Genomic DNA, 14,167 nt, shown 5'->3' on the forward strand with positions numbered 1-14,167 from the left:
ATTAAAAAACCAGAAATTATTCTAGGTTTAATAGGTCACAACATTCAAATTCCGACTCTCATACTCCGCGATGAAGGTATTCAAAATATCAGTATAGCCGTCTTTAGACAGCCTTTCCACCAGCCATTCCTCTGTTTTGCCAATAGACTTTATAATATTAATTTGAACAAGATTATTTGGTGATAAGGTGGATTTAGTTTTTTTACGCCTCTTTATTCGACGATGAGTTAGCTGTTTCGTTCCAGACAGACCCGCTTGACTTGCTAGTGCTAGAAGATGCAAGCGAAACCCCATTTTTCTGACTGGTCTGACTCAAAACATAAATATAGAAAATCTTTCTTACTTCCCAAGCTTCTTGAAATCACTTTGCTATAAATCAGTTCTAAATTTTGTTATAATAAACTCAGCAAACTTCTACTAGAAAAGGAAATTTTATGAAACTCATTTCTTGGAATATTGACTCTCTCAACGCTGCATTGACCAGTGATTCTGCCCGCGCTCAGCTCTCTCAAGCCGTCCTTCAGACCTTGCAAACAGAAAATGCAGATATTATCGCCATTCAGGAAACAAAACTATCTGCGACAGGTCCGACAAAAAAACACTTGGAAATTTTGACAAATCTTTTCCCAAGCTACGAAAACACTTGGCGTTCCTCCCAAGAGCCGGCTCGCAAGGGCTATGCAGGAACCATGTTCCTCTACAAAAAAGAACTGACGCCAACCGTAACCTTCCCAGAAATCGGTGCTCCATCAACCATGGATGTCGAAGGACGCATCATTACGCTGGAATTTGACGACTTCTTCGTCACTCAGGTTTATACACCTAATGCTGGCGATGGCCTCAAACGCTTGGATGACCGTCAAGTCTGGGATGCCAAATACGCTGAATACTTGGCAACACTAGATCAACAAAAACCAGTCCTCGCTACTGGCGACTACAATGTGGCCCACAAGGAAATCGACCTGGCCAATCCAGCTAGCAACCGCCGTTCACCAGGATTTACCGATGAAGAGCGCGCTGGCTTCACCAACCTGCTGGCTAAAGGCTTTACCGATACCTTCCGCCATTTACACGGCGATATCCCTAACCAATATACTTGGTGGGCACAACGTAGCAAGACTTCTAAAATTAACAACACAGGCTGGAGAATCGACTACTGGCTGACCAGCAACCGCGTGGCTGACAAGGTGACCAAATCTGATATGATTGACTCCGGTGCGCGCCAAGACCACACACCCATTGTCATGGAGATTGAACTCTAAGGAGAAAACGAATGGACTATCAAGCCGTCATTCCCGAATTTGTGGTATCCAACATCGAAAAGTCGCGCCACTTCTACTGTGACTTGCTGGGATTCTCTGTCGAATACGAACGTCCAGAGGAGAAATTTCTCTTCCTCTCACTTGAAGACTGCCAACTTATGCTAGAAGAAGGCAGCACAGAAGAATTAGCCCATCTGGCCTATCCTTTCGGACGTGGTGTCAATATTTCCTTTGGCATTGAGGATGTTCCTCAGCTCCACCAAAAACTGCTGGAAGCTGACTATCCCATCTATCGTCCGCTGACAAAAAGAGAATTTCGAGTGGGAGATAACTTTATCTACCCTCATGAGTTTGCAATTTTGGATCCAGATGGTTATTTTTTAAGATTTAGTGAATAAGAAGAGGCTGGGACAAAAGTCCTAGCCTCTCAATTGTCTTTGGATTGTCGAGCAAGACGCAGTGGTTGAGTGGGCTCTACTACGCTGATTTCATCAGCTTTTACAGCCCTACTCAACTGTGCGGAGGTGGGACAATGAAATCGAATTCTAACGAATTACCGATTTCTGTCCCACTCTCTTTTAAATGTCTTTAAAGTTATAGAGTTGCGGATAGTGATCGCACTCAGGATTTTTAGGATGGCAGATGGCCCGGCCAAAGTAAATCATGGCCTGATGGGCAGGCAGCCAACGTTCCGGTGGGAGAACATCCATTACTCGCTTTTCTACTTCAAGTGGCGTTGCGGACTTTTTAACGATATCATGGTGCTTGCAAATCCGCTCCACATGGGTATCGACAGCAAAAGCTGGAATGCCAAATCCCACACTCATGACAACATTGGCCGTTTTGCGGCCGACTCCCGCTAGACTTTCCAATTCTGCCCGCGTTTGTGGTACTTGGCCGTCAAAGTCGTCCAAAAGCTGCTGAGCACATTTCTTCAAAAACTTGGCCTTGTTGCGATAGAGCCCTAGGCGGGAGATATATTTAGCAATGTCTGCTTCACCAGCCATAGCCATGTCTTGAGGACTTGGATAGGCTTCAAACAGAGCCGGCGTTACCTTATTGACCGCAGCATCTGTCGTCTGAGCCGACAGCATGACCGCAACCAAAAGCTCAAAGTGATTGCGAAAATCCAGACTAGGCTTAGCGTCAGGGAAGAGAGCAATAATCTCTTCAATCACATGACGAGCCCGTTTTTTTGATAAAACCATGATTCTTCTTTCTAAGATTGAGATAGATTTATTATATCATGAAAAGCTTTTTAATGTCATTAGGAGCTTCTCCCCAATTATCACTCCAATCAACATCTTCTATTTCTTCTGCTATATTTTCTTTGATTATTTGTATGTAATTACTCAGCATTTTAACATTCTGAGATGAAAAGTCACTCCAATCATACCAGTTTTTAGGAAGTTCCTCCATATTTCCAAAAACTTTTTTAAATTCGTCAGGTAAATAAACTCTATAAGTTTGTTCTATCTTTCTAAACGTTCTTTCATTAAATTTTTTTGACACTATATACCTCTTGTTTTATTTTTATGAAAGATTGGTAGTGATCTTGAATATACCAAATGGAACAATCCTCACCTATAATAATTATTTCCATCCCACTTGATACTCCTTATACCTATTTCCTTCGATAAGAAGTTCTTCACCATTTAAAAGTTTGCAATTCTTCTTTATCATCAATCAAAAAGAAATCGTAATCTTTGAAAATAAAAGTATAGATACCAGTCTGTAACCAAAACAAACCTGTCAACCAGTTCGAAATAGAGAATCAAATATTCGTCACAAAGAAACCTATATTCTAGGAAACACTATATTAGTTTCACATCATTTAAATTTAGGTTTGAGCCAAAATTCTTGGATATTGCCATGCCCATCAATACCAGCAATAGTATTTCTGAAAAATTCAACATGGTTAAGATCTTCCCTTGAAATTTCAGAACCGATTTTAAGCCAACCTGATTGCTCATCATAATACGTTTCCCAATTGTAAGCATAGTCAATGAGAAAACTATCTCCCCCATTAATATCATTATCTGTAACAACAATAACACCTTTATCAAATTTAGGAGGCACCAAACTTCTTTTTATCCAAGAAAAGTCGTTATGATACCCCCAAAATTGAGTGGATTCCATATTTTCTGAATTAAAACCTAAAAATAAATATATAAAACTAAAAGTAATATCGCTAGCTATTGTTGGAGTAGCTATTAATTCCTTTGTATCCGTTTTATATATTAACTTCTCTTGCTGATTATATTCTTTTTTTATTATTTTAAACATATTTTCCTACCTATTAATGAAATCAAGGTGTACAATTTGATTTGTATCTAAATCAACAACTAATTCACATAAATATAATATTTTTTCACTAACCTTCTCTAAAAGATCTATATCATATTTTAAAAAATAGAAGCATTATAATTCTTCCTCATCTTTAATAATATAGACCCAAAAATTCTTGGGCTTACTTACCTACCTACATATGTTTTTCGACATCACTTTCCCGGCAAGGTGGAAGATCATCTTACAAAATATCAAATGAAATTGTTTAGAAGCCTTATCCACAACTTCAACAAACTGGTAAAAAATTCTATGTTAGAAAAAAAGAGGCTTCCAATCCATTCGCCTCTTTACTTGTGACTAAATCTTTCCTATTTCTTGATTTCAGTCTGTTTTTTTATTATCTAACACAATTGGATGTTCTCTATTTCATTTTGTCGTTCTATTTGACTACAGATGAATATAATAGCCTTTTTATCAAGCCTTATCTTATCACAACCCCAACTCTTCATACGCCTTTCGGTAGCCAATCTGCAAGATTCGGTTATCTCGAACCAGGAGTGGTCGCTTAATCAGCATACCATCAGTCGCCAGCAAATCAGCGGCTTCCTGGGCTGTCAAATGTGGCACCTTTTCTTTGAGACCCAGCTCACGGTATTTGAGACCACTGGTATTGAAAAAAGCCTTGATCTCAAAGTCTGAGTTCTGGATCCAATCTAAGAGTTGATCTCGACTAGGTGTATTTTGGACAATATCTACCGCCTCAAAGTCCACTCCTAATTGATTGAGCTCAGCCTTGGCCTTACGGCAGGTAGAGCATTTGGGATATTCGATAAATTGTAACATAGTTCACCTCAATTTTTTTCTATCAATCTCTGTTGCTTCATGGTTTAAAAGCCAGAGCTTTTTATCTAAACCACCAGCATATCCTGTCATTTGTCCTTGACTTCCCAAAACGCGATGGCAGGGAATGATAACGGAAAATGGATTCCGACCAACAGCTCCTCCGACTGCTTGAGCAGACGAAACACCAAGGTCTCTGGCAATTTGCCCATAAGTCACTGTCTTCCCTTTAGGAATCTGACTCAAATAGCTCCAAACGCGCTTTTGAAAATCAGTCCCTGCATCTGCTAAAGTCAAACTTGAGAAATCTACATCCTGACTAGCAAAGTAGGCATCAAGGAGCTGAGCAGTCTGCTCGAGAATGGGATTGCTTGCTTCAATTACTTGTCCATTTAGACCACGCTCAAAATATTTCTGGCCAACAAACCAAGCACCTCTCAGTCCGCTTTCATCTGCCACCAAAGAAAGAGGACCCAAAGGAGAATGATAAATTATTTTATAATAAGTCAACTTTTCTAGTCCCTTCCTTTTTTGTCTTTTAGCTCTCAGTCACTTGTAAGATTACTGGTGATAGGTTGAGTACAAGTCACTCTTATTCAAACCATATTTTTTCGCAACTTCTTTGATAGCCTTGCTTTTTTGACTGCCGGTTTCAATGAGAAAATCAATTTCAGCCAATAATTCCTCTTCTGACTTCTCAGTTTTCTCCTCAGTAGCACCATCTACAATTAGCAAGCACTCGCCCTTGAGTGGCTCATCACCAATAGCTTCTAGTAATTCAGATATCAGTCCCCTCTGGTATTCTTCATAAATCTTCGTCAATTCGCGAACTAGAACTACCTGTCTGTCTCCATAGACTTCCAGCATATTTTCCAAAGTCGACTTGACCCGATGAGGGGATTCATAAAAAATCTGCGTCTCGGGATAAGCCTTCTTGCTTTCAAAAAATTCTTTTTGCTGGCCTTTTTTTCTAGGAAGAAAACCAAAGAAAATGTGGGGTTGAGGAGCTAAACCACTAGCAATCAGTGCAGAAATTCCCGCCGAAGGACCTGGCACTGATACGACAATGATATTTTCTGTAATGGCAGCTTTTACCAAGTCGTGGCCTGGATCCGAAATACAGGGAAGACCTGCATCCGATACTTGGGCAAGATCATAGCCTTCTTTTAAAAGAGCAATGATTTCTGGGATCCTTGCTCTGGAATTATGGTCATGAAAACTGATTAGCTTGGTCGAGATATCGAAATAATCCAACAAGCGACCGGTATTACGTGTATCTTCTGCCGCAATATAATCCACTTTCTCAAGAGTTTCTAACATACGAGTGCTAGTATCCTGCAGATTACCAATCGGAGTCGCCACCAGATAGAGCTTACCATAGGATGACGTATCTTTAAAACTTCTCTGAATTTGCATGGCTACTCCCTGAACAATAATTCATTACAAAAGGCACATTCTTCTTCGTCATTATCTCGTCTTTGACCATAGAAGTCTGTGCAAATATGAAAACCATCCAAATAAATTCGCTCAAGATTCTCGCGTCCTTGACCGCCACCTTTACTTGGTCCTGTTTTTTCCACTTCTCCGAGTCGTTCTCGTAGCTTGTCATTCTCCAAGCGCAGAACTGTATTTTCCTCAATAACACTCTTTAGATTTTTTTTAATTGCTTCTACTTCAGCCAGAGTTAGCATTAGATTTTGTGAAAAATCATCTAAAGCGTCAAATATTTCTCTTTTATCCATATCTATTTTTCTCCTTAGCTACGCTTTGCTGGCTGTATGATCATATATTCCAAAGCATTTTGGAAACTCACATTGGCCTGCCACATTTTTCGAGATTGAAACAATCTATCTAAAGAAGTCCGACCACTTTCTTTCTCTATATGTTGAGAAAATAAAATCTCTAGAATCCTAAAAATCTGGTCCTGTTTTTCTTTATCATCAGCCAAACTGCTTAATCTAGCAACCTGTAAAAAGGCCAAATCATTCTTAGCAAGACAAAGATCAACAAAGCGCTGACAGACTTGTGTTACATCAAAGAAGGATTTGCTAGTCTGCAAGTTTTGAGCTTCCTCCAAAGTCTGGCTATAAGCTACAAGAAGCTGCGCCTGGTCCTTAAGCAAGCCAGACTCTTCCAATTTCGCTACCAAATAATCTTCATTTTTTGGGAAATGAAAGACCTGAGTCCGACTTTTAATCGTAGGTAAGATCAAATTTTCATCACTGGTCAGAAGGAAAATATATACCTCACTTTGAGGTTCTTCTATCATTTTTAAGAGAGAATTTGCTGCATTCAGGTGCATTTTTTCTGCCTCACAAATGATAAATACCTGCTCATTACCTTCTACTCCGCTCTGTGAAAAATTCTTGAGTAGCTCTCGTATACGTTCTGTCTTGATGATTTGATTTTGTGGGCGAACCACTGTAACATCTGAAAAATCTTCCTCAGCAATCAGTCGACAAGACCGGCATTCACCACATGGCCAAACACCCATCTTATTCTGACAGAAACGGCTCTGAGCTAATTTCTGGGCCAGATCAAAGCTGGCAAAATTTCCTGTAAAAAGATAAGCATGGTTCAGCTTATCTTGCTCTAGAATTCGTTCAAAACGATCAACAATTTTAGGTTGAAGTTCCTTTAATTCATTAATGTTCATGATTTACTATTTAAATGCTGGTTTAAGACAGCTAGGCTATCTTTTACAACATCTTCCAAAGCCTGGCTGGCATCAATTTTAACTAGGCGTTCTGGATCCTTTTCCAAGCTATAGAGATAACCCTGACGGACTCGTTGATGCATTTCCAGTCCCTCTAAGTCAAGACGGTTGACCTCACGATTCTTATTTTTAGCGATGCGAGCAAGACCTTCTTCGACATCTAAATCAAAATACAAGGTTAGATCTGGCTTAAGACCATCCGTTGCAAATTGATTGAGCCATTCAATATCTGCCACATCTAAACCACGACCAAAACCTTGATAGGCAACAGAACTATCAATGAAACGATCCATGATAACTAATTTACCAGCTTCTAAGGCAGGAAGCACTTTTTCTATCAAATGCTGCCTACGACTGGCAATATAAAGTAAAAGTTCTGTCTTCCCATCCATCTCTGTATTATTCTGATCCAATATCACTTCTCGAATAGCCTCTGAAATTGGGACTCCACCAGGCTCTCTAGTTGTCACTACCTGATGCTCTTGGGCTTCTAAAATCGGTACCAGAGCTTCTAAAACGCTAGATTTTCCAGCTCCATCCGGTCCTTCTAGCGAAACTAATAATCCTCTTTTCATATGTTCCTTTTCTATGCTTATAGAGCAAGGAATGTTCCTATAATGCCCTTACATACTTGGCAGCCCGTTCGTCTTTCCTCTAGTTTGTATGCAAATATGAGAAACTTACAGACTCCTTACTGCCAGAAAGCAATACTCGTTCTATTTTTTTACAATTCTTTTACTATTTTATCAAAAAAAATCATTAAATTCATTACATAAGTTAGAAACATTTGATACAATATAAAAAGGAAATTTTTTGGAGGAGATTCTTATGCTGAGATTAAAAAACATACTTTGGATTATATTTGGTGCAGGCCTTTTTTCTTTTGGGATCAATTATTTAGCTATTCCCAATCATTTATTTGAAGGTGGAGTCACTGGGGTTACCCTCATTACCTACTATTTATTTAAACTTCCGGTTTCCGTTATGAACCTAGTGATCAACTTCCCTCTCTTCTTCTTTGCTTGGAAGATTCTGGGGAAACAATCTTTCTTCTACAGCCTGATAGGAACATTCTCTGTATCTGCTTGGCTGGCCATTTTTGAAAAAATTCCCTTTGTAGTAGATTTAGACGGAGACTTGGTCATTGTGTCTTTGATAGCTGGTATCATCCTCGGAGCCGGACTAGGAATCATTTTCAACGCCGGTGGAACAACCGGAGGTTCCGATATTATTGCTCGAATTTTAAATAAATACACCCATATTTCTATCGGAAAACTCATGTTTGCCGTTGACTTCTTTGTTCTTTTCTTAGTCGTGATTGTCTTTAAAGACTTGCGTCTTGTAACTTATACACTAGTATTTGTCTTTATTGCTTCTCGTGTTATTGATCTGATCGCCGAAGGTGGTTATGCTGGTAAAGGTTTCTTAGTCGTTACTGGAAAATCTGAAGAATTAGCACAGGCTGTTGTTGAGGAACTTGATCGAGGTGTGACCTTGCTAAATGGTACTGGTTACTACACAAAGCAAGACTACAAAGTCATCTACTGCGTCTTAGCTCGAAATGAAATGCAACAGATGAAAGAAATTATCCATCGAATTGATCCTCATGCCTTTATCACAATTACAGAGGCTCACGAGATTTTAGGGGAAGGATTTACATTAGACGAAAACAAACAACCAATCGCTCGTTAACAATAGATCCACACAAAAAGGAATCCAAAATTTGGATTCCTTTTTATTTGCTTCCAACGTTAATCCGGTTAATTGCCCGTTGCAGAGCAATCTTAGCCCGGCGCTCTTGGTCAATCAAGTGCTTGTCGTGTGCTTCTTCGATTTCTTGCTCAGCCCTGAGTTTAGCTCGCTCAGCCCGGCTGATATCAATATCTCGCTCACGCTCAGCTGAGTCCGCCACAATCGTAATGACATTATCTGCAATTTCAATGATTCCGCCATTGACTGCTACCCAGTCGATATGTTTATCATCATCGACCCGGCGTACCTTGACCTGATCTACTTCTAAAACAGCGATGGTATTGATGTGACGAGGTAGGATTCCCAACTCTCCATCAATGGTCTTTACGGAAACAAATGCAGCATGGTGGTCATAAACGAGACCGTCCGGAGTAACGATTTGTACTGTCATTTGAGCCATCATTCACCTCTTAGAATCCCATTTTTTCTGCTTTAGCCAGAACATCCTCAATAGAACCAACTCCACGGAAGGCATCTTCTGGTAACTTGTCATGTTTTCCTTCAAGAATTTCTTTGAAGCCTCGAACAGTTTCAGCTACTGGTACATAAGAACCAGGTTGACCTGTAAATTGCTCCGCCACATTAAAGTTTTGTGATAGGAAGAATTGGATCCGACGTGCACGAGCAACCAGAGTTTTCTCTTCATCAGACAATTCGTCCATACCTAGAATTGCGATAATATCCTGCAATTCGTGATAGCGTTGTAAGACTCGCTTAACTTCAGCAGCTACCGCGTAGTGCTCTTCTCCAACAATCTCAGGTGCCAAGGCACGAGAGCTTGAAGCGAGTGGGTCAACGGCTGGGTAAATCCCCAATTGTACCAACTTACGTTCCAAGTTTGTCGTTGAATCCAAGTGAGCGAAGGCTGTTGCTGGCGCAGGGTCAGTATAGTCATCCGCTGGCACATAGATAGCCTGGATAGAGGTTACAGAACCCTTTTTAGTTGATGTGATACGCTCTTGGAGTTGCCCCATTTCTGTCGCAAGTGTTGGTTGGTAACCAACCGCTGAAGGCATACGACCCAAAAGGGCAGATACTTCAGAACCAGCTTGAGTAAAGCGGAAGATGTTATCGATAAAGAGCAGCACGTCTTGGCCTTCTACATCACGGAAGTATTCGGCAATTGTCAAACCAGTTAGGGCAACACGCATACGTGCTCCTGGTGGTTCATTCATCTGACCAAAAACCATGGCTGTTTTCTCAATAACGCCTGATTCTTTCATTTCCCAGTAAAGGTCGTTCCCTTCACGTGTCCGTTCTCCAACACCTGTAAAAACAGAAATCCCACCGTGCTCTTGGGCAATGTTGTGAATCAATTCTTGGATCAAGACGGTCTTCCCAACTCCGGCACCGCCGAAGAGTCCAACCTTCCCACCTTTCAGATAAGGTGCTAAAAGGTCGATAACCTTGATTCCTGTTTCCAGAATTTCAGATGAAGTTGATAACTCATCAAAGGTCGGTGCTTTCTTATGAATTGGTTGACGCTCTGCATCATCCCCAAACGGTGCATCCAAGTCAATAGTGTCCCCAAGGACATTGAAGACCCGACCTAAGGTTTCTTTACCAACCGGTACAGAAATCGGACGACCTGTGTCAAGAACCTCCAAACCACGTGTCAAACCATCTGTTGACTCCATGGCGATAGTCCGAACCACTCCATCACCAAGCTCAAGAGCTACTTCAAGGACGATTTTTGATTTTTTCTCATCATTTTTATAGACTACAAGTGCATTATTTATCTCAGGTAGCTTATCTCCAGCTGCAAACGCGACGTCTACGACTGGCCCGATTACCTGAGTAATTTTGCCTGAGCTCATGTTATTTCCCTCGTTTAATTTCTAATTAATCAGTGGCCTATTCTAGGGCACTAGCACCCGCCACAATTTCAGTAATTTCCTGCGTAATGGCAGCCTGCCGAGCGCGGTTGTACTGAATCGTCAAATCACTGATGACTTTTTTAGCATTATCAGTCGCTGTCTGCATAGCCGTCATGCCAGCAGCATTTTCAGCTGTCTTAGCATCAATAATAGCTCCATAAATCATGCTCTCAGCAAACTGAGGCAACAATTGGTCCAAAATAGCTTCCCGACTAGATTCTAATTCCAAATTAACGGTATAATCCTCGTCAGCTTCATTTGGATCCAAGTCAATAATCGGTAGCATCTGCTCAATCCGCATCTGGCTGGTCAGACTATTGACATGATGGTTGTAACAGACATAAAGCTCATCAAAAAGTTCATTTTGATACATCTCAATGGCCTTGCTAATAATCTTACGGACCTCATCAAAGCTTGGTTGATCGGGTAAACCACGCAGTTCATAAACTGGCTGAACCCCTCTAGCTCGACAAAAGTCCGCACCAACACCTCCAATACAGAGAATCTCAAAATCATCTCCCTTTGGATGGTATTCTGCCTTCAGCTCCATCATGGCTTTGAGAATGGTGGCATTGTAGCCACCAACCAAGCCACGGTCAGATGTGATAACAATGTAACCTGTTTTTTTGACTGGTCTACTTGTCAGCATTGGATGGTGTTTAGCATTTTCTGCCTCATGTCCATGAAGCAAATCCGTTAAGAGTTTCCGAACCTTGGAAGCATAAATTTGAAAGTTCTTAGCTGCTTCCTCGGATTTTCCTAACTTAGCCGCTGATACCATTTGCATAGCATTAGTGATTTGACTGGTGTTTTTTGTGGATGCAATTTTATTTTTGATATCGTTCAATGAAACTGCCATCTGACACCTCTATTCTTATTTAAAGCTAGACTGATTGACAAACTCAGTAATAGCGGCATCCAGAACTTCCTCACTCGGAAGATCCTTAGTCGTCCGGATTGTTTCATAAATACCTTCTTGATGTGCATCAAAGTAGGCAAATAATTCTTCCTCAAAGCGAAGAATATCATCAACCGGAACACTGTCCAAGAAGCCGTGGGTCAAAGCGTAGAGAATAACTACTTGTTTTTCCACAGGAAGTGGCTTATGAACTGGCTGTTTCAATACTTCTACTGTTCGACGACCACGGTTTAGTTTTGCCTGAGTCGCAGCATCCAAGTCGCTACCAAATTTGGTAAAGGCTTCTAGCTCGCGATAGGAAGCCAAGTCAATCCGTAAGGTTCCGGCTACCTTCTTCATAGCCTTGATCTGAGCTGATCCCCCAACCCGCGATACAGAAGAACCCGCATCAATCGCCGGACGAACACCAGCATTGAAGAGGCTGTCGCTGAGGAAAATTTGTCCGTCAGTGATTGAAATCACGTTGGTCGCGATATAGGCTGAGATATCACCTGCCTGTGTTTCAATAAATGGCAAAGCTGTGATAGAACCTCCACCTAGTTCGTCAGAAACCTTAGCTGAACGCTCTAAGAGACGACTGTGAAGATAGAAGACATCCCCTGGGAAAGCTTCACGACCTGGTGGACGACGAAGAAGGAGGGACAATTCACGATAAGCTACCGCCTGTTTTGACAAATCATCATAGACGATCAAAACGTGCTTGCCATTGTACATAAACTCTTCCGCCATTGCTACACCAGCGTAAGGAGCAAGGTAAAGCAATGGAGAAGGTTGTGAAGCAGATGCAGTCACGACAATAGTATAGTCAAGTGCACCATACTGGCGGAGCGTTTCTACCTGTGTACGAACTGTTGATTCTTTCTGACCAATAGCTACATAGATACAGATCATATCTTGGCCTTTTTGGTTTAGAATCGCATCAATAGCAATGGTTGTCTTACCAGTCTGACGGTCCCCAATGATCAATTCCCGTTGGCCACGACCAATCGGAACCAAGGCATCGATCGCCTTGAGACCAGTCTGCAAAGGTTCAGAAACTGATTTCCGTTGCATAACACCTGGAGCAGGCGTTTCAACTGGTCGTGTTTTATCTGTTGCAATATCACCCAGACCATCTACCGGCCGACCCAAAGGATCCACAACCCGTCCAATCAAGGCTTCCCCTACAGGAACTTCCATGATCTTACCTGTACGGCGGATGGTATCTCCCTCACGAATGTCGGTAAAATCTCCTAAAATAATAATCCCAACATCATTTGATTCTAAGTTTTGCGCCATCCCGTAAGAGCCGTTTTCAAAGACTAAGAGCTCTCCACTCATGGCATTATCCAGCCCATGCGCACGCGCAATTCCGTCACCAACATAGGTTACTACACCTGTCTCAGTAACATCAAAATCCGGCTGGAAATTTTCAATTTGTTGCTTAATTAAAGCGCTGATTTCTTGTGCGTTAATTGCCAAAAGAACACCACTTTCTATTTCAATTTTTCTTTAACTGCTTTCAACTGACGCTTAATGCTTGTGTCAATTATCTTATGATTGGCTGTGATGGCAAAGCCTCCAATCAAGCTCCTATCCAAATTTTCCTTAATGGAACGAACCTTGAGGTTCATCTTCTTCTCAATCACAGGAATAAGCCGAGCCTTCTGCTCTTCTGATAATCCCTCCACTGAATGGATAGTTACCTCAAATTCATTGGTTTCCTTCTCGATTTTCTTCAAGATATCGAGTAAGATTGGATAAAAGAAGTCTTCCCGTCCATTTTTTACTAGGACTTCGATCAAGTTGTTAACCAAGACCGAATCACATGTTTGAAACAAACGAAGAACCTTACTTTTTTCAGCTTGACTGACGCCAATATGCGATAAAAAGTCAGCAAGATGGGTTTCTTCAAAAATCCCCTTAATCTGACTTAATTCTCTAAACACATCTCTTTGCTGGTTTTTGTCAAGCACTATTTGGACAAATGGAGCAGCATACTTTTCAACGGTTGCATTGCTTCTCTTGTCCATTAGGCATCTCCTAGCTTGTCGATATAACTGTCTATCAATTGACTTTGAGCTTCCTTGTCTAAAGTTTGGCCAATAATCTTACTAGCCAAATCAATTGACAAATCTGCCACATCGCCCTTGATTGATCTTAAAGCGTCTGCTTTTGATTGAGCAATTTCTTGATTTGCCTTTTGCTTCAATCGGCTAACTTCTTCAGTCGTGTCAGCTAAAATACTCGCTTTGTTTTTCTCAGCCGTTTCTTTAGCTGTTTCAACAATAGTAGCTGCTTCTGCCCTACTTCCTGCCAGTGCTTCTTCACGCTTTTGCTCCAAGACTTCTGCATTCTTACGAGCAGATTCTGCACTATCAATATCGTCAGAAATTTTCTTTGCTCTTTCTTCAAAAATGCTGGTGATATTGCCCCAAGCAAATTTCTTGATTAGGACAATCAAAAGAAGAAAGGAACCTGCCACAAGGATAAAGTTTCCAATCAATTCACCTATGGTTATATTCATTTATTC

Annotated in this window: 19 protein-coding genes; 3 read left to right on the forward strand and 16 right to left on the reverse strand. The window is 41.0% G+C overall.

Going from position 1 to position 14,167, the window contains the following annotated elements:
- Positions 1-27: 27 nt before the first annotated feature.
- Positions 28-294 (reverse strand): YetF domain-containing protein, encoded by a 267-nt coding sequence (locus tag PCY06_RS03180; RefSeq protein ID WP_052702425.1) that lies wholly within the window; start codon positions 292-294, stop codon positions 28-30.
- 140 nt (positions 295-434) lie between these two features.
- Between PCY06_RS03180 and PCY06_RS03185 the strand changes: the two genes are divergently transcribed.
- Together PCY06_RS03185 and PCY06_RS03190 are read left to right on the forward strand one after the other, a co-directional pair.
- On the forward strand, positions 435-1,262 hold the full coding sequence (locus PCY06_RS03185) for an exodeoxyribonuclease III (RefSeq protein ID WP_045773169.1): 828 nt from the start codon (positions 435-437) through the stop codon (positions 1,260-1,262).
- An 11-nt stretch (positions 1,263-1,273) separates the two neighbouring features.
- The gene (locus PCY06_RS03190; protein ID WP_045773168.1) at positions 1,274-1,660 is read left to right on the forward strand and encodes a VOC family protein; all 387 of its coding nucleotides are present in this window, start codon (positions 1,274-1,276) and stop codon (positions 1,658-1,660) included.
- A 180-nt stretch (positions 1,661-1,840) separates the two neighbouring features.
- On the opposite strand, the gene nth is transcribed toward PCY06_RS03190, so the two are convergent.
- The 9 genes from nth to tmk all read right to left on the reverse strand — a co-directional run bounded on the left by nth (position 1,841) and on the right by tmk (position 7,682).
- Positions 1,841-2,470, reverse strand: coding sequence for an endonuclease III (nth, locus tag PCY06_RS03195; RefSeq protein ID WP_045773167.1), 630 nt, complete (start codon positions 2,468-2,470; stop codon positions 1,841-1,843).
- A gap of 31 nt (positions 2,471-2,501) precedes the next feature.
- A complete protein-coding gene (locus PCY06_RS03200; RefSeq protein ID WP_230309014.1) occupies positions 2,502-2,774 on the reverse strand; it encodes a hypothetical protein in 273 nt (90 codons plus the stop codon).
- A gap of 318 nt (positions 2,775-3,092) precedes the next feature.
- A complete protein-coding gene (locus PCY06_RS03205; RefSeq protein WP_048777474.1) occupies positions 3,093-3,548 on the reverse strand; it encodes a hypothetical protein in 456 nt (151 codons plus the stop codon).
- Positions 3,549-4,040: 492 nt separating this feature from the next.
- A complete protein-coding gene (locus PCY06_RS03210) occupies positions 4,041-4,394 on the reverse strand; it encodes an arsenate reductase family protein (protein ID WP_048777475.1) in 354 nt (117 codons plus the stop codon).
- Positions 4,395-4,397: 3 nt separating this feature from the next.
- Entirely contained in the window at positions 4,398-4,901 is a 504-nt protein-coding gene (locus PCY06_RS03215; RefSeq protein WP_125366514.1) for a methylated-DNA--[protein]-cysteine S-methyltransferase, read from the reverse strand.
- Positions 4,902-4,952: 51 nt separating this feature from the next.
- Positions 4,953-5,807: a 16S rRNA (cytidine(1402)-2'-O)-methyltransferase gene (gene rsmI / locus PCY06_RS03220; protein WP_125366512.1), complete on the reverse strand. Its 855-nt coding sequence runs from the start codon at positions 5,805-5,807 to the stop codon at positions 4,953-4,955.
- A 2-nt stretch (positions 5,808-5,809) separates the two neighbouring features.
- Complete coding sequence (gene yabA, locus PCY06_RS03225) at positions 5,810-6,133, reverse strand: DNA replication initiation control protein YabA (protein WP_008809472.1); 324 nt, start codon at positions 6,131-6,133, stop codon at positions 5,810-5,812.
- Positions 6,134-6,147: 14 nt separating this feature from the next.
- Positions 6,148-7,047, reverse strand: coding sequence for a DNA polymerase III subunit delta' (locus PCY06_RS03230; RefSeq protein ID WP_195916517.1), 900 nt, complete (start codon positions 7,045-7,047; stop codon positions 6,148-6,150).
- Entirely contained in the window at positions 7,044-7,682 is a 639-nt protein-coding gene (gene tmk / locus PCY06_RS03235; RefSeq protein WP_105026394.1) for a dTMP kinase, read from the reverse strand. Before tmk ends, PCY06_RS03230 begins: the two co-directional genes overlap by 4 nt.
- 253 nt (positions 7,683-7,935) lie before the next feature.
- On the opposite strand from tmk, the gene PCY06_RS03240 reads away from it, so the two are divergent.
- The gene (locus PCY06_RS03240) at positions 7,936-8,799 is read left to right on the forward strand and encodes a YitT family protein (RefSeq protein ID WP_046165304.1); all 864 of its coding nucleotides are present in this window, start codon (positions 7,936-7,938) and stop codon (positions 8,797-8,799) included.
- 43 nt (positions 8,800-8,842) lie between these two features.
- Here the strand turns inward: PCY06_RS03240 and PCY06_RS03245 are convergent, their stop codons facing one another.
- The 6 genes from PCY06_RS03245 to atpF are packed head-to-tail and all read right to left on the reverse strand — an operon-like array spanning position 8,843 to position 14,161.
- Entirely contained in the window at positions 8,843-9,262 is a 420-nt protein-coding gene (locus PCY06_RS03245; RefSeq protein WP_008809476.1) for a F0F1 ATP synthase subunit epsilon, read from the reverse strand.
- A 7-nt stretch (positions 9,263-9,269) separates the two neighbouring features.
- Entirely contained in the window at positions 9,270-10,676 is a 1,407-nt protein-coding gene (gene atpD / locus PCY06_RS03250; protein WP_008809477.1) for a F0F1 ATP synthase subunit beta, read from the reverse strand.
- A 37-nt stretch (positions 10,677-10,713) separates the two neighbouring features.
- Complete coding sequence (locus PCY06_RS03255) at positions 10,714-11,595, reverse strand: F0F1 ATP synthase subunit gamma (RefSeq protein WP_008809478.1); 882 nt, start codon at positions 11,593-11,595, stop codon at positions 10,714-10,716.
- 15 nt (positions 11,596-11,610) lie between these two features.
- Positions 11,611-13,116, reverse strand: coding sequence for a F0F1 ATP synthase subunit alpha (gene atpA / locus PCY06_RS03260; protein ID WP_008809479.1), 1,506 nt, complete (start codon positions 13,114-13,116; stop codon positions 11,611-11,613).
- 14 nt (positions 13,117-13,130) lie between these two features.
- Positions 13,131-13,667, reverse strand: a complete 537-nt coding sequence (locus tag PCY06_RS03265) for a F0F1 ATP synthase subunit delta (protein ID WP_301387061.1) — start codon at positions 13,665-13,667, stop codon at positions 13,131-13,133.
- Positions 13,667-14,161 (reverse strand): F0F1 ATP synthase subunit B, encoded by a 495-nt coding sequence (gene atpF / locus PCY06_RS03270; RefSeq protein WP_111723958.1) that lies wholly within the window; start codon positions 14,159-14,161, stop codon positions 13,667-13,669. Before atpF ends, PCY06_RS03265 begins: the two co-directional genes overlap by 1 nt.
- Between the last annotated feature and the right edge of the window lie 6 nt (positions 14,162-14,167).

Source organism: Streptococcus sp. SG1 (assembly GCF_030439935.1).
In the GTDB taxonomy this organism is placed as follows: domain Bacteria; phylum Bacillota; class Bacilli; order Lactobacillales; family Streptococcaceae; genus Streptococcus; species Streptococcus gordonii.

What these genes read in the sequence shown, in the direction of transcription:
- PCY06_RS03255 (WP_008809478.1), bottom strand. Translation starts at nt 11,595, where the DNA reads ATGGCAGTTTCATTGAACGATATCAAAAATAAAATTGCATCCACAAAA.
- PCY06_RS03180 (WP_052702425.1), bottom strand. Translation starts at nt 294, where the DNA reads ATGGGGTTTCGCTTGCATCTTCTAGCACTAGCAAGTCAAGCGGGTCTG.
- PCY06_RS03245 (WP_008809476.1), bottom strand. Translation starts at nt 9,262, where the DNA reads ATGATGGCTCAAATGACAGTACAAATCGTTACTCCGGACGGTCTCGTT.
- rsmI (WP_125366512.1), bottom strand. Translation starts at nt 5,807, where the DNA reads ATGCAAATTCAGAGAAGTTTTAAAGATACGTCATCCTATGGTAAGCTC.
- yabA (WP_008809472.1), bottom strand. Translation starts at nt 6,133, where the DNA reads ATGGATAAAAGAGAAATATTTGACGCTTTAGATGATTTTTCACAAAAT.
- PCY06_RS03240 (WP_046165304.1), top strand. Translation starts at nt 7,936, where the DNA reads ATGCTGAGATTAAAAAACATACTTTGGATTATATTTGGTGCAGGCCTT.
- PCY06_RS03190 (WP_045773168.1), top strand. Translation starts at nt 1,274, where the DNA reads ATGGACTATCAAGCCGTCATTCCCGAATTTGTGGTATCCAACATCGAA.
- tmk (WP_105026394.1), bottom strand. Translation starts at nt 7,682, where the DNA reads ATGAAAAGAGGATTATTAGTTTCGCTAGAAGGACCGGATGGAGCTGGA.
- PCY06_RS03210 (WP_048777475.1), bottom strand. Translation starts at nt 4,394, where the DNA reads ATGTTACAATTTATCGAATATCCCAAATGCTCTACCTGCCGTAAGGCC.
- PCY06_RS03205 (WP_048777474.1), bottom strand. Translation starts at nt 3,548, where the DNA reads ATGTTTAAAATAATAAAAAAAGAATATAATCAGCAAGAGAAGTTAATA.
- PCY06_RS03265 (WP_301387061.1), bottom strand. Translation starts at nt 13,667, where the DNA reads ATGGACAAGAGAAGCAATGCAACCGTTGAAAAGTATGCTGCTCCATTT.
- atpD (WP_008809477.1), bottom strand. Translation starts at nt 10,676, where the DNA reads ATGAGCTCAGGCAAAATTACTCAGGTAATCGGGCCAGTCGTAGACGTC.
- PCY06_RS03230 (WP_195916517.1), bottom strand. Translation starts at nt 7,047, where the DNA reads ATGAACATTAATGAATTAAAGGAACTTCAACCTAAAATTGTTGATCGT.
- nth (WP_045773167.1), bottom strand. Translation starts at nt 2,470, where the DNA reads ATGGTTTTATCAAAAAAACGGGCTCGTCATGTGATTGAAGAGATTATT.
- PCY06_RS03185 (WP_045773169.1), top strand. Translation starts at nt 435, where the DNA reads ATGAAACTCATTTCTTGGAATATTGACTCTCTCAACGCTGCATTGACC.
- atpF (WP_111723958.1), bottom strand. Translation starts at nt 14,161, where the DNA reads ATGAATATAACCATAGGTGAATTGATTGGAAACTTTATCCTTGTGGCA.